This is a genomic window from Phenylobacterium sp., from assembly GCF_036495085.1.
Lineage (GTDB): Bacteria > Pseudomonadota > Alphaproteobacteria > Caulobacterales > Caulobacteraceae > Phenylobacterium.
Window position 1 is genome coordinate 1 of record NZ_DASXNL010000084.1, and the last position, 20,441, is coordinate 20,441.

Genomic DNA, 20,441 nt, shown 5'->3' on the forward strand with positions numbered 1-20,441 from the left:
CGACCAGCGGCGTCGCTGACGCCTCGGCGATCTGGGCGGCGACCGTGTCGTCGTGTTCCAGAGCGTACTTGCCGCCCCAGCCGTTGAACCGGAACGCCTGGGCCTGGCGCCCTCCCGGACCGGCTGAAAATATCGGCCCGGTATCGCGCAGCCAGATGTCACCGAATGCGCCGGGGACGATCTCCACGCCTGCGACGTCGCTCAGCTGCGCGCGCGCGGCCGCCTCTCCAGCATCTGATCCGGTCATCAACCGCACCCGCTCGCCGCCCGGGCCCGCAAGCGCTCGCGCCAGAGCCGCCACCTCCGCCTGGGCGATCGGCAAGTCGTCTTCCCATAGCTCGGCATGGCTGGGGAAACCCAGCCACATCGCCCGGTGAGACACCCACTCGGCAGGAACTCTGACTTGCTCTCCGGCCTGAAGGTCGGAGGTTCCAAGCTGGGCAGCCATCAGGCAGCCCTCCTGGTGCTTCCTGCTTCGGCGGGCCACTTGCTTGTGGGCCGGGTGATATGGGTCATGGAAGGTCTCGACGAAGGCGACGCGCGCAGATGGGCCGCGGGGGCGCGATCGTCAAGTCGTGGACCACGTCTTCAGCACCCCGGCTGGCCGGTGCTCAGGTCGATGTTCGCTGTAGGCTCCCAATAGGTCGCCACAGCGCCCGAAGAAGGTTCGCAATGGGTCAGCGCGATGAAGAAGGGCGTGGAGCCGGCCACCATGCCGGCGCCCGGAAGGGCCGATGCCGACACCGTCGGCAGATAGACGGTGGCGGTGTCGAAATCCGATCCATTAACGTCGATCGTGCAATTCTGGGCGGAAACCGCGCCGTCGAAAAAGACCGTTCCCTGAGCACTTGCCGCGCGAGCGGGTGGTGATCGCCGCGCCCACGTCGTGCGCGCACCGGGCCCGTGATCACACTCACCACGCCGTCATTCGAGAAGGCGGCCGCCGGTGCGGCGATCGCGCCGGCCAGAGCCGCGGAAGCCGGTCCTTTTTGAATGAAATTCATTGCTTACCGGATTCCCAACCCGGTGAATTTCCGCATCGACTACATGGATGTCGACGGGATTCCGGTATCGGAAATACGGTCTGATTTTCGTAGAAACTGCCGCAAAAGAGCGACGACCCGGCGCCGATCGCGCTGTCTTCGTCCTTGGGCCGCAGCCTCGCGCCGCGCCGCCTTCCGCTCCCACGCGACGGACGCTCATTGCGCTTCACGAGATCCCTCAGGCTGGGTGGAGGAACTCCGCCTTTAGGCTGTCGGTCATGCTCCGCAGACAAGAAAAAGGCGGGCTGATTGCTCGGCCCGCCCCTTCAATTCAGTCTCGACCCGCTCTTAGAACTCAGCGTGCAGGGTGACGGACAGGCTCCTGGGTGCGTTGTAGGTATAGAAGTACGGCTTGGCGGAAACGGTGGCGCTTCCGACGAGCACAGCGGTGGCGTTGGTGACCGATGACACCTTCGTCGGAACGCGTTGGTTCGACAGGTTATAGAGGTTGAACTGCAGGTAGGTGTTCTGCAGGCCCCACCAGGTGACGGGCATGCGCGCATCGAAGTCCACCGACGTACTGCCGGGCATCGAGGCGGTGTTCATGTCATCGATCCAGCGCTTGCCCATATACTTCAGCTGAAGACCCGTCTCGATCCAGTCGAAGTCATACTGGGCGCGCGCCGAAATCATCGTATCCGGCGACAGCACCAGTTCCTTGCCTTGTGTGGGCAGGAAGATCGCCACGCCGCCGACGCTGGAGACGGCTTCGTTGCTCTTGACATCGCTCTTCAGGAACGAGGCCGAGCCATAGACTGACAGGTGCTCGAAGGGGCGAGCGCCGGCTTCCAGATCGAGGCCGTGGATATCGACCTCGCCGATGTTGCGGTCGATGCTGATCGACGGGTCGGTCGGATCGAAGGACTGCACGATACGGTTCTTGTAGATGACGTCCCAGACGCTGAACGAGGTGGTGATCGTCGCGGTCTGGTAGCGCCAGCCGGCGGCATAGCTTTCGCTGGTCTCCGGCTGCACGGTCTGAGCCGAGCTGGTGTAGAGGTCGTCGGTCTTGGGGGCCGAGAAGCCTTCCGCGTAGGTCGCGTAGACCATTTGGTTGTCGGTCACACGATAGGTGACCCCGGCGTTGGGAAGCACCTTGTCGTATTTCAGGGTTTGCTGGAACGGCAGGCGGAAGTTCGGACGGCCAAGAACCAGGTCGTTGTTGATGCCGGTGCTCTTACCAAAGAGCAGTTGGTTCAGGTTGGTCGCCGTCGCCTGCGTCGGATTGAGTTTGAGCGCCGCGATATCCTTCGCCAGGGCCGCCTGCACGAGGGTCGGATCGACGGTGTCGCACTGCACCGAGGTGCCGTTATAGGTGTAGCAGAACTGGTTCAGCTCGCGCTTGAAGTAGGGTGCGCGGACGCCGATGTTCACGTGCAGGCGATCATCCTCCAGGAACTGGCCGATGTAGTTCACGGCCACTTGGTTCAGCATGGCGACCGAAGCGCGGTCGCGGGTGCGCAGGATGCTGCCGTCGGCGGTGGCCACCTTGGTGCTGCCCCAGCCGTCCTTGCCGCCGAACACCGAGCCCGGCTTACCGGTCACCGGATCAATGTACCCAAGTTCCCCGGTCTGACGGTGATGGGCGTCGTCGAACGTATAGCCCAGCTGGAAGTGGTTGTGCTCGTCGAGGTCGAACAGGAGGGAGGACGTCAGGCCATAGCGTTGGGTGTTGGTGTTGCTGGGCCCGTAGAGGTTGACGGTATCCAGCGTGTCGCCGTCGCCGTTCAGATCGACGCCCTTGGAGCTGAGATTGTTGCCCTTCAGACGCGGGTCGCTCTCGCTGGTGGAGAACACCCCGCCGCCATTTGCAAGGGTGTAGAAGAACGACGGGTCGAAGGTGAAGGTCAGTTTGTCGGTGAGCGAGAACTTCGACGTGCCGCGAACCGTGGCGAAGATCACCGGGTTCGGGTGGGTCGCCCAGTAGTTGCCCTGCAGCCCGCCACCGAATGAGTCATTGCCCTGGTTGAAGTCCGGCGGGGTGCCCTTGTTGATCAGCGGCCCCGTGCCGAGAGGCGGGGTGTCGACCAGGCCGGGACGGGCCGTGGCCGGAGCCCATCCGTTGTTGTAGTCGAGGTTGTTCTTGCCGACGCCGAACGCCGGCTGGTTGAACTGGGCCGGCGAGGAGGTTTCGTAGAAGTAGTTGATCTGCTGGCTGTAGCTTGCCGCCAGGCTGACGAAGTCCGTGCCCTTCAGCGGCTGATAGATGCGCGCGTCGAGGCCCTGTTTCGTCAGGTCGCCTTCACCGACCCACTTGTCCGCGTGGCTGTAGTTGCCGGCCAGGTAGAAGCGCGTCCCCCAGGGCCCGAACTCACCGCTGTCTCCTTCAAGGTAGAGGCGCTTGGCGTTGTTGCTGCCGAACGATGGCTGGACGATCAGCAAGCGATCCTTGGTCGGAACCTTCGACACGATGTCGACCGTGCCGCCCACGGCTGAGGCCGTGGGGCTGTCGACCGAGGTCGCGCCCATGTTGACCGTGATGTGGTCGATGATTTCCGTGGTGAGGTACTCACCGGGGAAGATCGCATAGTTGCCGCTGTCGTTGACGGGGACGCCGTCGACGGTGACGCCGATGTGGTTTCCGTCGAAGGCGTGGATGTGCAGGTCGCCGGAGAGGTTACCCGTCGCGTCTTCCGAGGTGTAGCTCACGCCCGGCAACAGGTTGATCAGCTGAGCGAAATTCTGTCCCGCCCGCTGGCGCTCGAAGAACTCGTGGTTGACGACCGATTGGTCCTTGGCCTCTTGCACCTGCGTGATCACGCCGGCGATGTGCGGCGCCCCGTGCGCCCCGGTGACAATGACTTCCTGCACCTGGGTGGCCGTCGACTGAGCAAAGGCCCCCCCGGCCAGCGCCAGCCCAGTCGCCAAAGCGGTCGTCGCGCACAAGGCGCGGCCTAGTCTCGATTGCATCTATATCCCCTTTTTGGACACCCCAGGCCGCCGCCCCGGGACGGCCTTGCGTCTTGATTTCGCCCTAATAGCTCGGAATTCGCATCCGATGGTGACGGTTTTGCAAGGGTGACAACGGGTCGCGCAATGAAGCGGAACAGTGTGGCGCCGGAGCCTCGCTGCGGGCGCCGGCGCCCCGCCCGGGGCCGCCTCGATTGTGCGAAATCCCGCGCCCGAAGGCAGACGAGGCCGATGCGCGCGGGGCGATTCTGCTGACCGCGGGAACCACTCTGGCCAGACTGATCGCGGTCTTCCGTAGGCTGTTGGCGGCGCCCAGGTTGTCGGCGATACGCTTACTACGGCCGTGACTATATCCGAGAGCCGCTGTCCCCGCCTCTGAGGATCCGGATCCGGGGCACGGGCGCACGACCGCGCGCTCGGCAAGGAGATCGACAGCATCTGGCTGGACCGCAAGCACAGACGGCGACTGGAGCTCTTCGTCGGCGAAGGCTTCAGGCCCCAGCCGCGCAGCACCGGCTATCCGGCGCCCGAGTGGCGGCCGTCCGACGCCGGCGCGCCCCTACCCTCACAACCCTGGGCTCGTGTGACCTAAGAAGCCTTCGCGGTTCTGGCAGGTTGGGACTTTGACGGTTCCAACGGGAACACCGTCGTCGGCGTGGCGATGTAGCGGTCCGGGAACACCTGGCGCAGCATCGCGACCTTGGGAATGTCGTAAGTGGCGATATAGGGCTGTTCGGGATGCCGGACGAGGTAGTCCTGGTGGTAGTCCTCGGCCTTGTAGAATCCCTTCAACGGGTCGACGCGCGTGGCGATCGGCTTCTTGAACACGTGGGCGTCGTTCAGCTGTCGGATGTAGGCTTCGGCCACCCGCTTCTGGTCAGGGTTGGCGTAAAACACCTCGCCCCGATACTGCGTGCCCTCGTCCGGGAACTGCATGTTGACCTGTGTCGGGTCCGTCGCGACCGTAAAGAAAATCCGAAGCACCTCGCCATAGGTGATCTGCTGCGGATCGAAGATGATCTGGACCGACTCAGCATGGCCGGTTGTTCCGGTGCTGACCAACTCGTACTGCGCCATCACACCTGGGCCGCCGGCATAGCCGGAGTAGACCTTCTTCACGCCCTTCACGTGTTCGAACACGCCCTGAATGCCCCAGAAGCAACCGCCGGACAGTACGGCGGTCTCCATCTTGCCGGCGGCAGGCAAGGCGACGTCCATCTTGGGCGCGGGCAGCGCGCCGGGCGAAGCAGCCTCGGCTCGCGCGATCGGGAAGACCCCGCCGGCCGCTGAAAGGGCCAGAACGCCGCAGGCTGCGGCGACGAGGGCAAGTCTGGGAGACGTCATCAAGGGCTCTCCGGGCGATGTCATGCAACTAAGTACGTGGCGGCGCCGAGCAGGGTTACAAGCCCGACCTTTCAATCGTCGGATACCCCTCGACCCTTGTACAGCATCAACTCGATCGGCGATTTTGAGCCGGATGCGCGACGCCCGGTCTAGGTCGGGGCGATTTTCACCTCGAACTCGGCCTCGGTCTTCGCCCTGATCTCCTCGACGGTCACGCCGGGCGCGAGCTCCAAGAGCGCCAGGGGCGACTTGCCGCGATTGACCTCGAAGACGCCGAGCTCGGTCACCACCAGGTCCACGACGCCTTTGCCGGTCAGGGGCAGAGTGCAGGCCTTGACCAGCTTGGGGGCGCCGGATTTCTCAGTGTGCTCCATGACCACGACCACGCGCTTGACGCCGGCCACCAGGTCCATCGCCCCGCCCATGCCCTTCACCATCTTGCCGGGCACCATCCAGTTGGCCAGGTCGCCGTTCGCCGCCACCTGCATGGCGCCCAGGATGCTGAGATCGATGTGTCCGCCGCGGATCATGGCGAAGCTGTCGGCGCTGGAGAAATAGGATGAGCTCGGTAGTTCAGTGATCGTCTGCTTGCCGGCGTTGATCAGGTCCGGGTCAGCCTCACCCGCATAGGGGAACGGTCCCATTCCCAGCATGCCGTTTTCGCTCTGCAGGGTAACATGCACCCCTGACGGGATGTAGTTGGCCACCAGCGTCGGAATGCCGATGCCAAGGTTCACATAGAAGCCGTCGCGCAATTCCTTGGCCGCACGCGCAGCGATCTGTTCGCGGGTCCACCCCTTCTGAAGCGTCTCGGACATTACGCTGTCACCTCTTCACGCGGCCGGGTGGTGAGTTGCTCGATGCGCTTTTCGAACACCGCCCCCTTGAACAGCCGGTCCACATAGATGCCCGGGGTGTGGATGTTGTCTTTGTCGAGCGCCCCGGTCTCGACCAGTTCCTCGACCTCGGCGAGCGTCACCTTGCCGGCGGTGGCCATCATCGGATTGAAGTTCCGCGCGGTGCGCCGGTAGATGAGGTTGCCCTCGTGGTCGCCCTTCCAGGCCTTGACGATCGCAAGGTCAGCGATCAGCCCGCGCTCCATCACATAGACTTCGCCGTCGAACTCGCGGACCTCCTTGCCCTCGGCCACCAGGGTGCCGACGCCGGTCTTGGTGAAGAAGGCCGGAATGCCCGCCCCGCCGGCGCGGATGCGCTCGGCCAGGGTGCCCTGCGGATTGAACTCCAGCTCCAGCTTTCCGGAGAGGTAGAGCTCGGCGAACAGCTTGTTCTCGCCGACGTAGCTGGAGATCATTTTCCGGATCTGCCCCCCGGCCAGCAGCACGCCCAGGCCGAAGTCGTCGACCCCGCAGTTGTTGGAGATGACCGTCAGGTCCTTCACGCCGGCGTCGCGGATCGCCGCGATCAGGTTTTCCGGAATACCGCAGAGCCCAAAGCCGCCGGCCATGATGGTCATGCCGTCGAAGAGCACACCGCTGAGCGCCTCGGAGGCGCTGTCCATTGTCTTGCTGGCCATACCGCCCTGTACGCCGCAATGCAGCAATTGAGAACGCCCCCCGTCAGAAAAATGGTCGGCCAGCCCAAAATCACTTTGAAGGGGGGCGAAGGCACGGTCCATTGGCGCCATGAACGCCCAGCCCTTGCTCGCCCAGGCACTGGTCTACCTGGCCGCCGGCGTAATCTCGGTGCCGATCGCCAAGCGGCTGGGGCTAGGCTCGGTGCTGGGCTACCTCATCGCCGGGGTGCTGATCGGTCCGTTTCTCCTGAACCTGGTGGGCGCTCCCGGCGAGGTGCAGCGCTTCGCCGAGTTCGGCGTGGTGATCCTTCTCTTCCTGATCGGCCTGGAGGTGCGCCCGGCGCTGCTCTGGAAGTTGCGCACCACCATCTTCGGTCTGGGACTCGCACAGCTCCTGGGGACCGGCGCGCTCATCGCGGCCGCGTCGCTGGCGTTCGGCCTCGACTGGCGGGTGGGCGCAGCCATCGGCCTGATCCTGGCCATGTCGTCCACCGCCATCGTCCTGCAGAGCCTCGAGGAAAAGGGCATGAGGAGCGGACCGGTCGGCGAGGCCTCGTTCGGCGTCCTGCTGTTCCAGGACCTGGCGGTGATTCCGCTCTTCGCGCTCCTGCCGTTGCTCGCGCCGGCCGGCGCAGCTCCGGCCACCCATGCCACGGGCCTGCTCTCGCCCCTGCCCGGCTGGCTGCAAGCCCTGGCCCAGATGGCCGCCATCGCCGTTGTCGTCGTGGGTGGGCGCTATCTGACGCGTCCGCTCTTCCGGTTCATCGCCGCAGCACGTTTGCGGGAGATCTTCACCGCCTCGGCGCTTCTGCTGGTGATCGCTGTCGCGGCCCTGATGGAACTGGTCGGCCTTTCACCGGCCCTGGGAGCCTTCCTCGCCGGCGTCGTGTTGGCCGACAGCGAGTTCCGCCGCGAGCTCGAGACCGACATCGAGCCGTTCCGCGGCCTCCTGCTCGGGCTCTTCTTCATCACCGTAGGCGCAGGCCTGGACCTCGGCCTGGTCGCCGCCCATCCGTTCGCCATCGGTGCTCTGGTGATCGGGTTGATGGCGTTGAAGACGCTCGCAATGTATGCCGCCGGCCGGCTGTTCCGGGCCCCTCACCGCGCCGCTCTGACCACCGCCGTGGGCCTGGCCCAGGGCGGGGAGTTCGCCTTCGTGCTGCTGGGCTTCGTTCTGGGCGCCCAAGTGATGGACGCCGCGCTTGCCCACCTGCTGACGGCGGTCGTCGCGGTCTCCATGGCGGCAACGCCGCTGTTTTCGGCAGGGTACGACCGCCTCATCCTCAATCGCACGGAGGAGTTGGAGGAACCCGAGCGGCTGCCGTTCGATGAGAGCGCGCCCGATGTGATCGTCGCCGGGTTCGGCCGCTTCGGCCAGATCGCCACCCGCCTGCTGCTGGTCAACAACTTCAGGGTCGTGCTGCTGGACTCATCGATCGAGCAGATCGAGATCATCCGCCGCTTCGGCTGGGCCGTTCACTATGGCGACGCCAGCCGAATGGACCTTCTGCGCACCGCCGGCGCCGACAAGGCCAAGCTCCTGATCGTGGCTATCGACGACCGGGAGAAGGCCTCGGAGATGGTCGAGGCGGCCCATCAGCTCTTCCCCGAGCTTCAGATTCTGGTCCGCGCCTGGGACCGCCGCCACGCCTACGAGTTGTTGAAGACACCCAACGTCACGGTCGAACGCGAGACCTTCGAAAGCGCGCTCAACATGGGCCGCAAAGCCTTGCTGAAGCTCGGCCTGTCCGAGCGCCGCGCCAGCCGCGCAGCGGTGCTATTCCGCGAGCAGGACGACGAGTTCTTCCGCCAACTCGCTCCGGTCGCCGGCGAAGAGGAGAACTACATCATGGCCTCCCGCGACGCGCGCGACACGACCGAGCGTCTGCTGCGCGCGGAGATGAGTCGGATCGCCGAGGAGGAGGACCTGGAGGACGCGCCACAGCTCGCAGCGCCCTCCTCGAATAGCGAAGTGGAGCGGTTGGAGGGCGACAAGGAGCGGGTGTAGACATCGCCTCATGAGCCAGGCCCACGCCCTTCCTGCCCGCATCGAGCCCGTTTCGTTCCTTGAGTTCGACCGCGACTTCGACAAGTTCTCCGAAACGCTGGGCTCATCCTTCGCCCGCTTCGGCTTCGCGGTCATCTCCGACCACGGCATCGCGCAGTCGCGCATCGATACGGCGCTTGCGGCGGCCAAGGCGTTCTTCGCCCTGCCGGAAGCCGAGAAGTTGAACTACAGGCTGCCGGTCGGCGGCCAGCGTGGCTACACGCCCTTCGGCGTCGAGACCGCCAAGGGCGAGACGAACTACGACCTCAAGGAGTTCTGGCACGTCGGACGCGACCTGCCGCCGGGCCACCCCTACCGCAGCCACATGGCCGACAACATCTGGCCGGACGCCGAGGTCCCGGAATTCCACCAGGCCGTCGGCTGGCTCTACGAGGCGCTGGACGCCATGGGCCTGAAGGTTCTGGAGGCGATCGCCACCTACCTGGGGCTGGAGCGGCATTTCTTCGATCCGACGGTCGACTTCGGCAACTCGATCCTGCGGCTGCTGCACTACCCACCGGTCCCATTCGACGGTCCGCACATCCGCGCCGCGGCGCACGAAGACATCAACGTGATCACTCTGCTGCTGGGCGCCGAGGAGGCTGGCCTGGAGGTGCTGGACCGTGACGGCCAATGGTTGCCGATCAATCCGCCGCCTGGATCTCTGGTCTGCAACATCGGTGACATGCTGCAGCGGCTGACCAACCATCGGCTGCCGTCGACGACGCACAGGGTTGTCAATCCGGCGCCGGAACGCCGCGGTGTGCCCCGCTACTCGACGCCGTTCTTCCTGCACTTCAATTCGGACTACGAGATCAAGACCCTGCCGGGCTGCATCGATCCGGTTCATCCGGACCGCTACCCGACCTCGATCACCGCCGACGCGTTCCTTCAGGAGCGGCTGCGCGAGATCAAGCTGGCTTGATTGAGAGGCCCCTCGCCGCGAAGCGGGAAGGGGCCCGTGTATTCCCCGGCGGCCGATCCGGTGGAAAGCCGCACGAGTTGCAGTCAGTCCAGCCTTGCCAAGTCCTCAACCCCGCCGACGGTGACGCCGAGATCGTTAACCAGCCCGGTGGAAAGTGAATACACCCACCCGTGCACACTAACCGGCTGCCCGCGCGCCCATGCGTCCTGCACGAACACGTCCGAGGCGACGTTCTTGACCTGCCGGATCACGTTGAGCTCGCAGAGCCTCTCGAGCCGGATCCGCTCGTCGCCGATGGCGTCGAGTTCCTCGCGGTGGTCATGGCAGACCTCCCGGATCGGGTGCAGCCAGTGGTCGACCAGACCGCGACGCTTGCCATCGACCGCCGCAGCGATCCCCCCGCACCCATAGTGACCGACCACCATCACGTGTTTGACCTTGATCACGTCGATGGCGAACTGCAGCACCGAGAGATAGTTGGCGTCCTGAGGCGGGGCGAGGTTCGCGACGTTGCGGTGAACGAACAACTCACCGGGATCGAGGTCGACGATTTCGTTTGCCGGCACCCGACTGTCTGAGCAGCCGATCCAAAGGTATTCCGGCGCCTGCTGGCCCTCCAGCCGCTTGAAGAAGCCAGGATCAGCGGCGACCATGCGCGCGGCCCATGCGCGGTTGTTGGCCTTCAGGTCGTCGAGCATCAGGAGAGAACCGCGTCGGGCTGCTTGTTGGGGTGCGCCATTTGGAAGGCAGGATGATTCGCCGCACGATCGGCGACCGACCGGATCGACGGATACGGCATCAGATCCACCTCGTAGCGCTGCGCCGAATAGATCTGGGGGATCAGGCAGCAATCGGCGATCGTCGGCTTGTCGCCGAACGCGAACCCTCGCCCGTGCCGCTCGATAAGTGGCTCCAGTGCGTCGAAGCCTTCGCAGATCCAGCCTTGCGTCCACTCGAGGATGCCGGCCTGGTCGACGCCCATCTTGTTCAGCTTGCGGCCCACCCGGGTGTTGTTCAACGGATGGATGTCGCAGGCGATGATCAGCGCCATCGCCCTGACGATCTGCCGGTCGAGGGCGTCCTGGGGCAGGATCGGCGGCTCGGGATGGGCCTCTTCCAGCCACTCGAGGATCGCCAGGCTCTGGGTGAGCACGCGGCCGCCGCCGATATCCAGAGCCGGCGTAAGCCCCTGGCGGTTGATCGCCCGATACTCGGCCTTGCGCTGGTCGCCGCGGATCAGATCGATCGGGGAATAGTCGTAGGCAAGACCCTTCAGCGCGAGCCCGATCCTGACCCGATAGGGCGCCGTCGCGCGCCAGGCGCTGTAAAGCGTCAGGCCCATCAGACGACCATGAAGCGGAGCGAGCCCACGCCCTCGATCTGGCCTTCGACGCGGTCGCCGCGCACAAGCGGGCCGACGCCCTCCGGCGTGCCGGTGTAGATCAGGTCGCCGGGCGCGAGCGTCCAAAGCTTGGAAGCCTCGGAGATGATCTCCGCCGTCGCCCAGATCATGTCGGCTACCGCCGCGTCCTGCCGCGTCTCGCCGTTCACCGTAAGCTTGATGCGCCCCTGCGGCGCCGGGCCCGTCCAAGGGGTGATCGCCGAGATCGGGGCCGAGGCGTCGAAGCCCTTCGCGCTATCCCAGGGCTGGCCCTTGTCCTTCGCCGCGTTCTGCAGGTCGCGGCGGGTCATGTCGACGCCCACCGCATAGCCGAACACCAGATCCAGCGCCCTTTCCACCGGCACGTCTTTGCCGCCGGCCTTCAGCGCCACGACGAGTTCAACCTCGTGGTGCAGATTGGAGGTCTTGGGCGGATAGGCCACGTCCTTGCCGGGGGGAACGATGGCGTCTGCGGGCTTGGCGAAGAAGAAGGGGGGATCGCGGTCGTCACCGCCCATCTCCCGCCGGTGAGCGGCATAGTTGCGCCCGACGCAGAGGATGCGGCGCACCGGGAATGCGGCGGTCTGGCCCTCAACGGGAACGGTGGTCACGGCCGGCGGATCGAACAGCAACTGGCTCATGACCTTGCGCCTTACGCCGCAGGATGCGAGGCGTCCAGCCACCTAACCGCGCCATCTGCGGCCTCGTCCCGGCAGCCGCGACAGGAGGATCGAATTGATGACCATCGCCCAGGGCCCCCTTTCGGACGTGGTGGTGATCGAGATGGGTTCACTGATCGCCGGCCCGTTCGCCGGGCAGATCCTCGGCGACTTCGGGGCCGAGGTGATCAAGATCGAGGATCCCAAGGTTGGCGATCCCATGCGCCAGTGGGGTCGCAGCCTTCCCAAGGGCCAGTCCCCGTGGTGGCCGGTGATCGGGCGCAACAAGAAATCAGTTGGCCTCGACCTGCGCCGGCCGGAAGGCCAGGCCATCGCCAAGGCCCTGATCGCCCAGGCCGACGTGGTCATCGAGAACTTCCGGCCGGGGGCGATGGAGAAGTGGGGCCTCTCCTACGAAACCCTGTCGGCCGACAATCCCAAGCTGGTGATGGCGAGGATTTCCGGCTTCGGCCAGACCGGGCCCTACGCCTCGCGAGCCGGCTACGGCCTGATCGGCGAGGCCATGGGCGGCCTGCGCTATGTCACCGGCGAGCCCGACCGTCCCCCGGCCCGCGCCGGGATCTCCATCGGCGACAGCCTGGCGGCCATGCACGCCGTAATGGGGATCACAATGGCGCTCCACGAGCGCGAGCGCACCGGCAAGGGCCAGGTGATCGATGCGGCGCTCTATGAGAGCGTACTGGCGGTGATGGAGAACCTGGTCACGGAATACGACCTGACCGGTTATGTCCGCGAACGTTCAGGCTCGGTCCTGCCTGGCATCGCGCCCTCCAACGCCTATCCGTGCGCGGGCGGCGACCTGATCCTGATCGGCGGTAACGGCGACACGGTCTATGCACGTCTGACCGACGCCATGGAGCGACCTGACCTCAAGAGCGACCCCAAGTTCGTCGACCACGCCTCGCGCGGTGCCAACCAGCGAGAGCTTGATACGATCATCGCTGAATGGACGTCGGGCTTCGCCCTGTCGGACCTGCTGGCCCTGCTGGAAACCAAAGGCGTACCGGCCAGCCGGGTCTTTCGCGCGCCGGACATGCTGGAGGATCCGCAGTTCCAGGCCAGAGACTCCATCGTCACCACCGACCACCCGGTGTTCGGGGCGATCAGAATGCAAAACGCTTTCCCGAAGCTGTCACGCACGCCGGGCTCGGTGCGATGGCCGGGGCCGGTGCTCGGGGCGCATACAGATGAGGTGCTGAGAGCGCGCGCCGGCTGTTCGAATGAACGCCTGGCCGAACTGCGCGCCAGGGCGATCATCTGACCTGCGGGGCGCCCAAAGATGGACGCCGGTCCGCGGCCTATGCCGCGGACCAACGAGGGAGTCGGATCGCTTGATTCGGGCGATTTACCTGGCCGCCGATCCGGCCCCTGCGAAGTCCGCAGGCCCCCCTGCCGTCTTGTCTACAGTGGGGGGGGCATCGGGCCGAGGCGGCGCCTTGTCTCAGGGGGCGGCTTAGGGGTGCGGCGTCTTGACCTTGAGAAGCTCGGCCACCGCCATAGCGACCTGGGTCACATCGTATGGTTTGCGAATGACGGGTGCGTCGAAGCCCCCGGGCGCGCCTCCAGCCTCGCCGTAGCCGGTTGCGAAGACGAACGGCGTCCGGCGGGCCACAAGCGCCTCGGCGACCGGCGTGACAGAGTGACCGTTGAGATTGGCGTCAAGGACCGCGGCATCGATCGGCTGATCAAGCAGCGCCATCGCCTCGTCCAGTTCGTAGGCCGGCCCGATCACGAGGGCGCCCGCCTCGGAGAGACCGGTCTCCAGCTCCATGGCCAGCAACACCGCGTCCTCGACGATGAGCACGCGCGCGCCGCGCAGGTTCGCCGGCCCGCTCGAGGTGGCGACGGTCTCGGCGGTCCGCGCGACAGGCGCCTCGGGCACCGTCTCCGGGCGGGGCGCGACGGCAGCCGGGCCAGCGCGCAGCGTGGCCTGCACTCCGGCGGGGCGATAGTCGATGGCGGTCTCGCCGTTCAGCTCGCGGCTGGTGACCTGCTCAAGCAGCGTCGAGCCGAAGCCACGACGAGTCGGCGGCGTAACGGTCGGGCCGCCGCTCTCAGTCCAAATGAGCTCGAAGCCCCCGTCGCTCCGGCGGGACCACCGCAGGAACACGCGACCGGTCTCCGACGAGAGCGCCCCGAACTTCACCGCGTTCGCGGCGAGCTCATGTAGGCCGAGCGCGAGCGCGTTGGCTGCTCTCGGCGTCAGGAACAACTCGGGGCCTTCCCAGGCCGTCTGCCCCGGCGCAAGCGCCCCGAGTTCGGCGGCCGCCAGATGGTCAATCGCAGCGCCGCGCCAGCGGGCGGCGGTGAGCAGTTCGTTGGCCGAGCCCATGGCTTTCAGCCGGCCGCTGAAGTTTTCCAGAAAGCCGTCGAGCGAGGTGGTTCGACGCGCGGTCTGGATCGCGAGCGACTGGACCGTGGCGAGCACGTTCTTCACCCGGTGGTCCAGCTCGGCCATCAGGGTCTGGCGCTGTTGCTCCTCCACCTTGAGGGGGGTTATGTCCTCGACGATCCCGGTGGCGCTCCGGGGTCGCCCGGCGGCGTCCCGATCGAGCACGCCGGCGACCCGCACCCAGACCGTGCGGCCGTCGTCAGGCCGGATGTGGCGGTACTCGAACTCGTAGATCCCTCCCGCCGGGCGTTGGCTATTCTTTCGCGCGCGGAAGTCCTCGACATCGTCGGGATGGATGAAAGGCTCGATCGCCTGTGTCGTGTGAGCCGCCATCGGGCCGACGGGCAAACCGGTGATCGCCGCCATGCGCTCGCTCACCACGAACACGCCGCCGGCGATATCCCACTCGAATTCCCCCAGCCCGGCGACCTTCAGGGCGAGCTCGAGCCGGCGATGCTCCCCGCTCTGCTCCGGATCACCATCTGTCATAATCCCTACATAGAGCCCCGAACGCTGCACCGCGACAGGGAACGTACGGCGGAGATCGGTTTCGGCCCCGCGGAAAGGGCGGGCCGCCTTTGCGGCCAAGGCAGGAACCGGCTAGGGTGTCTTACGTTCAGGCTTTCAACTTCACGCCGCCCGCCGGGGCGATCCTTCGGAGACCTTTCAATGCCCGCGAACGCCGCCGACTACGTTGATGAGGCTAAGAGCGCGGTCAATTCCGCCTCAGACTCGGCGAACAAGCTGTCCAGCGAGGCGCAACGCTCCATCGCCGAGGCCGCCAAGCGCATCGAGCGCGCGGTCCAGGAAGGCATCGAGCAACTGCGCGCCCAGACCCGCGCCTATTCCGACACCGCCGGTCAGCAGCTCGACCAAGCTCAACAATACATGACCGAACGAGTCCGCGAACGGCCGCTGGCCGCCACCGGCGCCGCACTCGGCGTCGGCGTGCTCATCGGTCTGCTGCTCGCCTCGTCGCGCCGTTGATCTTCAGGAAATTCGTCGGACTGATCGCCGCCGTCGCCGCCATAGCAGCGGCGGCGGCCGTTTGCATCGTCGCCTTGGCCTTCGCCCTCTATGCCGGCGTGCGCGATGCCATCGGCCCCGCCTGGGCGGCCGCGGTCGTGGCGGGTGTGGCGGCGCTTATCGCGCTTCTCTTGGCGCTGGTCGTCACGCGCAGGGCGCGGCCTCCGCCGGTCAGGGGCGATACGCAGAACGTCACCGCCAAGCTGGTCGACCTTGCCCGCGACCGGCCCCTGGTCGCCCTGGCCGCGGTCGGCGCCGCCGCAGCTGTGGTGGTCCGCAACCCGCGGATCCTGAGCGCTGTCGTCGCCGGCCTCTTTGCCGGTCGCTCCGCAAGGCATCCGCCCCGGCACTAGCGTTCCCAGCGGCGCCGGCGAGCAGAATCGGAACAGCCCCGAGGCCGGGACGTTGACATTCCGTGGCGCCGCAACGGCGCGAATGGAGAAAACCCAATGCTTGGCTGGGCTCTGACTTTTCTGGTGGTCGCCCTGATTGCAGGTGTCCTCGGCTTCACCACCATCGCCGGCGCAGCGATCGGCATCGCCAAGATCGCCTTCTACGTCTTCCTGGTGCTGTTCGTCGTCTCGCTGATCATGAACTTCGTACGCGGTCGCGGCACATCGCTTTAGACCCCTCGTCCGAGCTGGGCCTATGACTGAGACTCCCTGCGATCCAGGGACCAGGTGCGATGCGGCTCGAAATGGGAGCCGGTCCATGCCAGGGCGGCGACGCGGATCGCCGTCCTGTCTATCTCCACCACATTGAACCCCGCCGGCGAGCCGCGCTCGCGCACGGAGAGGGTGCCCGCCCCCACGGCATAGGTCTTGCCGTCCGCAAAGGGATAGGGCCACGCGAAGGGCGCGTGGATGTGGCCTGACAGAACCAGGTCCACCCGCGCGTTCGCGAAGTCCCTTGCCGCCGCCTCCCCGCCCCAGACCCGACCGGTCATCGGGCCGCCGATCATCTCCGCCAGCGGATGGTGACAAGCGACGATGCGCAGACGCTCCGCACCCGCCTCACCGAGCCACGCGACGGCGCTGCGCACTTGCGACCTGGAGATCTGGCCCTTCGACCAGTTGAGCCGCGGTTGGGGCCCGCGAGCGGTATTGAGCCCTCGCACGGCGAACGTATCGGTCAAATAAGCCTGAGCCGCGGCCGGACCGATCACGCGCTCGTAGCGGCGAAAAGGCGCGAACACTCGCTCGGCCCAGGCGAAGTAGGGCGCGTCGTGATTGCCCGGCGTCACCAGCGTAGGCGCCCGGATCTGGGCCAGCCAAGCGGCGGCCGATTCAAACTCAACGACCTCGGCGTAGCGGGTGATATCGCCGGTCACCACCACAAGGTCGAAAGCGCCTGAGTTCACCCACTCCGTCGCCGCGACCACCGCCGGTGCGTTCTCGCCGCCGAAATGGATGTCGGAGAGGTGCGCCAAGCGGGCGATCATCAGGGTTCAGACGTCTTTCGGGATGGCTAGAATCCGGGCGACGTTGCGGGTGTAGCGAACCTCGGCAAGCGTCTTCAGACGCACGGATTCCCCGTCCAGCATCGCCGGGATGCCGTGCGCCGACCATATTCGGGCCAACTGGCAGCGCTCAGTATTGACGCCTGGCGCGTCGCGCCAGTCACCGGTCAGCGCATGGAAGCCAAGGCGGAAAGCCGCCGCCAAGTCCTCCACGTCCAGCGCCGCAGACTCCAGCGCTGACTCGTCGTTGTTCAATACCCGCGACGTCAGCGGACACATGAAAACCACTGCCTCGGCCTTAAGGCGCTGGCCGCCATCCAGCGTGTAACGGAGCCGACCGGTGAACGCCCTGCGCAGAGCGCGTTGAGCCCGCATCCAGGCCAGCTTCAACTGGCCCGAGCGAGCCGCTTCCCGTGCCGGCGCCCATAGCGCAGGCGGCCCGAGGATCGCCGCCACCAGGAAGCTGTGGCCGTCCACCGTCCCGCCTCCAATCGGACGCTCGAAGCCGTGATCGAGCGCGATGGAGAGCGCCGCCTGCCACGGACGCTCGCCGTAGATTGCGCGCGGCAGCACGTTGACCGTGCCCCCCGCCAGGGGTGCGATGACCGGGCCGTCCGGCCCGGCTAGCTCAGCGGCTGTTCGCGCCGTGCCATCGCCGGCCAGCAAAATCAGCAGGTCCGGCGCTGCGTCGATCGCGGCCCGCAAGCAGCTGGTCAGTTCCTGCGGCTCAGGCGTCCGGACGTGCGGCGCCAGTCCAAACTCCGCAAGGATCTTGGCGACCTCAGCTGGCGCGTCCTTCCCGACGCTGCCCGAGGCGACGTTGGCGACCACCTCGACCTTCTTGACCCCCGTCATCGCCCCCAACTGCAGGGCTCCCTAACCAGCAGAGTCCGTAGCCTTGGGCTTCGCAAGCCTGCCCGCGCTGCGCAAGGATTGTCCGGCCTGGCCGGCCGCCTGGCGCACCTGCGGCCCGGCCCGGTCGGCCGCGAGCGAGAGATTCTGGTCCACCACCTGGCCGCCACTGGCAAAAGAACCGTTCACTGCAGCCAGCGCCAACAGCGCCACGCCACAGATGGCGGCGACAAAGGTAACGGTCATGAGGAAGGGATGCCGCTTGCGGCTGGCTCGTTCATCCTTGCGGCCCCGCTCATAGGCTTCGCGGACATCGGCGCGGGCCTCGTCGACGTCCTGCCGTTCCGCCCGATTGAGGGCTGCGGTGCGACCATCGGGATCGATGCCAACCATCGGAGAGCTCCATCGTGGCGATGCTTTCCCAACGGCGGGCGACGACGGCGGTTCCGACCAGCGCATCCAGGCGGGCGCCCACGAGCGGAACTGCAGCGCTTCGGTGGCGTTTGGCGGGGAAGGGACACGCTAGAGATCCTGACTGATGACGTTCAAACCTCTTGTCGCGCTCCCGGGAGCAGGCGCGTTGTTGTGCGCTTGCGCTGACGATCCTCACCACCAACACCACGCTCGGGGGCGCTGCGATCGGCGCCGTGGCCGGCGCGGTGATCGGCAACAACACCGGATCCGGCAACGCGGCCGCCGGCGCCCTGATCGGCGGCGCGGCGGGCGCCGCGGCCGGCGCGGTGAAGGGGCTGCCATGACCAGGGCGGATGCGGCGCATCTCCCGGCGATCACCGGCAATACTATGACGAGCGGGCCGGCCGGTACTATTACTACGATGCCGCAACCGCTCGATACTTCTGGGAAGATGGCAGCCCTCGCTGAAGCAGGCTCAGCCCTGGGGCCTGTCAGTCTTGGTGGGCATGGGGCACGGCCGGGAATTGTCCGGGCCCCCCTTTGTCGCGTCTGAAAGGCGATTGACGATGACCTTCCGTGAAACGGCCAGTGCCGCGATCATCCTGGCGCTGGGACTAGGCGGCTGCACCAGCATGAATACGAGCAGGGCGCAGATCGTGAAAAATCCGCAGCATTGCGTCGACCAGACCGTGCAGATCTATTTCGAGGCGGAGTCCGCGGAATTGACCCACGAAGGCCGCCAGGTGTTGGCCGCCGCCGCCGCCCAGAGCCGGCCGTGCAAGGTCGCGGGCGTGGAGGTCCTGGGCCTTGCTGACGCCGTGGGCGCCCCGGACGCCAATCTCGAGCTCTCCAAGCGACGCGCCCAATCCGTGACGGCGGCGCTTGCGGCGGCGGGCTTGCCCGCGGCGGAGTTCAAGGTTCAGGCGATCGGCGACGTCGGAGCCACAACGCCTGGCGGCAATAGCCGCCCGCTCCGGCGGCGAGCAGATGTCGTGCTTCACCTCCAACCGAGCTGACCGCGTCGAGCAAGTTCGTCCGAAGTCCCAAAAAGGAAGGGGCGGGTCCGAGGACCCGCCCAGTGTGCATCATCGAGAAAAGGGTGCGGAGACGGCAGACTGGCGTGCTCGCCAGTCTCAAGTCGGGGGGGGGCGTCGCCGCCTCCGCAAGTCTAGAAACACACTTGCTGCAATTGTGTTCCGGAGAACGTCGACTTTTTTGCCCTCTCTTGGAGGAAAAAGCGGTCGACCAAATCATGAAGTCGTATGCAGTTGATTTTGCTGACTTCCGTCGTAGCCCAGCCGTATCACGCGTGTAGGGCGGGAACGCGCCGCCTCCGCGCCCGTTTCATTTGCCGCGGGCGGATGGCCTAGCGCAGTCGAGAAAGGCGTCTCGATGTTGCAATCTGGCTATGGCGCCCGTCGCGGCCCCATCCTGACGATGACGCCCAACCATCGCCAGCTCATCCTGCGCCGGCGCCTTACAATCCTGTGCGCCGTGATCGCGCTCGCGCTGATCAGTGGTCTTGTCGGCTCGTTGACACATCCGGCCAATCCGATTTCGAGCCGCCCGGCGACCGGCCCCTTCAGCTATTTTCCGTCTCAGTAAACGAGACCTTCGCATGGTCGTGGGACCGGACAATCGCTGGCCCAGGCGACTGTGAACGCGGCGCCGGCTCGAAGCCGCGCCTTTTCGGCTCCAGTTGCGGGCGTCCTAGACCACCGACTGTCCGCGAAGGGCCCGGATCACAAAGCTGGCGACGAGCAGCACCAGGAAGACCACGAACAACACCTTCGCGATGGTCGCTGCCAGGCCGGCCAGGCCGACGAAGCCAAGCAGACCGGCGATCACCGCCAGAACAGCGAATACCAACGCCCAGCCGAGCATCGAAGCCTCCTCCCAAGGGAAACGCGCAGCGGCGCTTTGCTGCGCTGGTTTCGAAACGTCGAGGATCGGGCGCCTGTTCCGCTAGGCGGCCTGTCTGGCGGCCTTTCGGGGGTGGAAGAACAGCGCCTGGCCGATCGCCGCTTTCACCGTCTCCGGCTGGAACGGCTTGGTGATCAGGAAGGTCGGCTCCGGACGCTCGCCGGTCAGGAGGCGTTCGGGGAAGGCTGTGATGAAGATCACCGGCACATTGAAGCGACCAAGGATATCCTTCACCGCATCAATGCCGGAGGATCCGTCGGCGAGCTGGATGTCGGCGAGCACCAAGCCCGGCGTCTTGCGCCCGACCGCATCCACCGCCTCGGTGCGCGTGGCTGCGATGTCGATCACCGTATGGCCAAGCTCCATGACAAGGGCCTCGATGTCCGCGGCGATCACGGGCTCGTCCTCGATAATCAGCACGTCGGTGGCCAGCTCCGCGTCGATCTCGGCCTGGGCCTCGGCGATCAGTCGCTCGATCTCCGGGAAATCGGCGTCGAGGATCTGGGCGGCC

The 20,441-nt window shown here is 66.2% G+C and carries 22 protein-coding genes; 8 read left to right on the forward strand and 14 right to left on the reverse strand.

The genetic code is table 11. The annotated features are described in order from the left end of the window. The 5 genes from VGI62_RS09850 to VGI62_RS09870 all read right to left on the reverse strand — a co-directional run. On the reverse strand, positions 1-448 hold a 448-nt coding region (locus VGI62_RS09850; protein WP_331504306.1), incomplete at its 3' end, for an agmatine deiminase family protein. 883 nt (positions 449-1,331) lie between these two features. Further along, positions 1,332-3,953 (reverse strand): TonB-dependent receptor, encoded by a 2,622-nt coding sequence (locus VGI62_RS09855; protein ID WP_331504307.1) that lies wholly within the window; start codon positions 3,951-3,953, stop codon positions 1,332-1,334. Between the two features lie 588 nt (positions 3,954-4,541). Further along, entirely contained in the window at positions 4,542-5,297 is a 756-nt protein-coding gene (gene msrA, locus VGI62_RS09860; RefSeq protein WP_331504308.1) for a peptide-methionine (S)-S-oxide reductase MsrA, read from the reverse strand. Positions 5,298-5,446: 149 nt separating this feature from the next. After that, positions 5,447-6,115, reverse strand: a complete 669-nt coding sequence (locus VGI62_RS09865; RefSeq protein ID WP_331504309.1) for a 3-oxoacid CoA-transferase subunit B — start codon at positions 6,113-6,115, stop codon at positions 5,447-5,449. Continuing rightward, on the reverse strand, positions 6,115-6,831 hold the full coding sequence (locus VGI62_RS09870; protein WP_331504310.1) for a CoA transferase subunit A: 717 nt from the start codon (positions 6,829-6,831) through the stop codon (positions 6,115-6,117). The genes VGI62_RS09865 and VGI62_RS09870 overlap by 1 nt, the downstream gene beginning before the upstream one ends. Before the next feature lie 109 nt (positions 6,832-6,940). Here VGI62_RS09870 and VGI62_RS09875 point away from each other — a divergent pair, with 109 nt between their 5' ends. Further along, entirely contained in the window at positions 6,941-8,839 is a 1,899-nt protein-coding gene (locus VGI62_RS09875) for a monovalent cation:proton antiporter-2 (CPA2) family protein (protein ID WP_331504311.1), read from the forward strand. Between the two features lie 10 nt (positions 8,840-8,849). Continuing rightward, complete coding sequence (locus VGI62_RS09880; RefSeq protein WP_331504312.1) at positions 8,850-9,803, forward strand: isopenicillin N synthase family dioxygenase; 954 nt, start codon at positions 8,850-8,852, stop codon at positions 9,801-9,803. An 83-nt stretch (positions 9,804-9,886) separates the two neighbouring features. On the opposite strand, the gene VGI62_RS09885 is transcribed toward VGI62_RS09880, so the two are convergent. From VGI62_RS09885 to VGI62_RS09895, 3 genes are read right to left on the reverse strand one after another with little or no spacing between them, the layout of a single operon-like run. After that, entirely contained in the window at positions 9,887-10,501 is a 615-nt protein-coding gene (locus VGI62_RS09885) for a carbonic anhydrase (protein WP_331504313.1), read from the reverse strand. After that, a complete protein-coding gene (maiA, locus tag VGI62_RS09890) occupies positions 10,501-11,145 on the reverse strand; it encodes a maleylacetoacetate isomerase (protein WP_331504314.1) in 645 nt (214 codons plus the stop codon). The genes VGI62_RS09885 and maiA overlap by 1 nt, the downstream gene beginning before the upstream one ends. Further along, positions 11,145-11,825, reverse strand: coding sequence for a fumarylacetoacetate hydrolase family protein (locus VGI62_RS09895; protein WP_331504315.1), 681 nt, complete (start codon positions 11,823-11,825; stop codon positions 11,145-11,147). Before VGI62_RS09895 ends, maiA begins: the two co-directional genes overlap by 1 nt. 97 nt (positions 11,826-11,922) lie before the next feature. Here VGI62_RS09895 and VGI62_RS09900 point away from each other — a divergent pair, with 97 nt between their 5' ends. Continuing rightward, positions 11,923-13,125, forward strand: a complete 1,203-nt coding sequence (locus tag VGI62_RS09900) for a CaiB/BaiF CoA-transferase family protein (protein WP_331504316.1) — start codon at positions 11,923-11,925, stop codon at positions 13,123-13,125. A 192-nt stretch (positions 13,126-13,317) separates the two neighbouring features. Here VGI62_RS09900 and VGI62_RS09905 read toward each other — a convergent pair whose 3' ends face one another. Beyond that, positions 13,318-14,745 (reverse strand): HWE histidine kinase domain-containing protein, encoded by a 1,428-nt coding sequence (locus VGI62_RS09905; protein ID WP_331504317.1) that lies wholly within the window; start codon positions 14,743-14,745, stop codon positions 13,318-13,320. Positions 14,746-14,925: 180 nt separating this feature from the next. On the opposite strand from VGI62_RS09905, the gene VGI62_RS09910 reads away from it, so the two are divergent. The 3 genes from VGI62_RS09910 to VGI62_RS09920 all read left to right on the forward strand — a co-directional run bounded on the left by VGI62_RS09910 (position 14,926) and on the right by VGI62_RS09920 (position 15,908). Continuing rightward, positions 14,926-15,243 (forward strand): glycine zipper domain-containing protein, encoded by a 318-nt coding sequence (locus tag VGI62_RS09910; protein ID WP_331504318.1) that lies wholly within the window; start codon positions 14,926-14,928, stop codon positions 15,241-15,243. After that, positions 15,240-15,635 carry a hypothetical protein gene (locus tag VGI62_RS09915; RefSeq protein WP_331504319.1) on the forward strand — a complete coding sequence of 132 codons (396 nt, stop codon included), beginning with the start codon at positions 15,240-15,242 and terminating at the stop codon, positions 15,633-15,635. Before VGI62_RS09910 ends, VGI62_RS09915 begins: the two co-directional genes overlap by 4 nt. Positions 15,636-15,731: 96 nt before the next feature. After that, a complete protein-coding gene (locus VGI62_RS09920; RefSeq protein WP_331504320.1) occupies positions 15,732-15,908 on the forward strand; it encodes a DUF1328 domain-containing protein in 177 nt (58 codons plus the stop codon). Between the two features lie 20 nt (positions 15,909-15,928). Here VGI62_RS09920 and VGI62_RS09925 read toward each other — a convergent pair whose 3' ends face one another. Genes VGI62_RS09925 through VGI62_RS09935 form a run of 3 tightly spaced genes read right to left on the reverse strand, consistent with a single transcriptional unit; the run spans position 15,929 to position 17,986 of the window. Beyond that, entirely contained in the window at positions 15,929-16,723 is a 795-nt protein-coding gene (locus VGI62_RS09925; protein WP_331504321.1) for a metallophosphoesterase, read from the reverse strand. Positions 16,724-16,729: 6 nt separating this feature from the next. Further along, positions 16,730-17,596 carry a diacylglycerol/lipid kinase family protein gene (locus VGI62_RS09930; protein ID WP_331504322.1) on the reverse strand — a complete coding sequence of 289 codons (867 nt, stop codon included), beginning with the start codon at positions 17,594-17,596 and terminating at the stop codon, positions 16,730-16,732. 21 nt (positions 17,597-17,617) lie between these two features. After that, positions 17,618-17,986 (reverse strand): hypothetical protein, encoded by a 369-nt coding sequence (locus tag VGI62_RS09935; RefSeq protein WP_331504323.1) that lies wholly within the window; start codon positions 17,984-17,986, stop codon positions 17,618-17,620. Between the two features lie 161 nt (positions 17,987-18,147). Here VGI62_RS09935 and VGI62_RS09940 point away from each other — a divergent pair, with 161 nt between their 5' ends. Beyond that, positions 18,148-18,351 carry a YMGG-like glycine zipper-containing protein gene (locus VGI62_RS09940; RefSeq protein WP_331504324.1) on the forward strand — a complete coding sequence of 68 codons (204 nt, stop codon included), beginning with the start codon at positions 18,148-18,150 and terminating at the stop codon, positions 18,349-18,351. A 222-nt stretch (positions 18,352-18,573) separates the two neighbouring features. After that, complete coding sequence (locus VGI62_RS09945) at positions 18,574-19,023, forward strand: OmpA family protein (RefSeq protein WP_331504325.1); 450 nt, start codon at positions 18,574-18,576, stop codon at positions 19,021-19,023. A gap of 694 nt (positions 19,024-19,717) precedes the next feature. Here the strand turns inward: VGI62_RS09945 and VGI62_RS09950 are convergent. Then, positions 19,718-19,891, reverse strand: a complete 174-nt coding sequence (locus VGI62_RS09950) for a DUF1328 domain-containing protein (RefSeq protein ID WP_331504326.1) — start codon at positions 19,889-19,891, stop codon at positions 19,718-19,720. 81 nt (positions 19,892-19,972) lie between these two features. Then, positions 19,973-20,441, reverse strand: a 469-nt coding sequence (locus VGI62_RS09955; protein ID WP_331504327.1) for a response regulator, incomplete at its 5' end; no start/stop codon positions are given.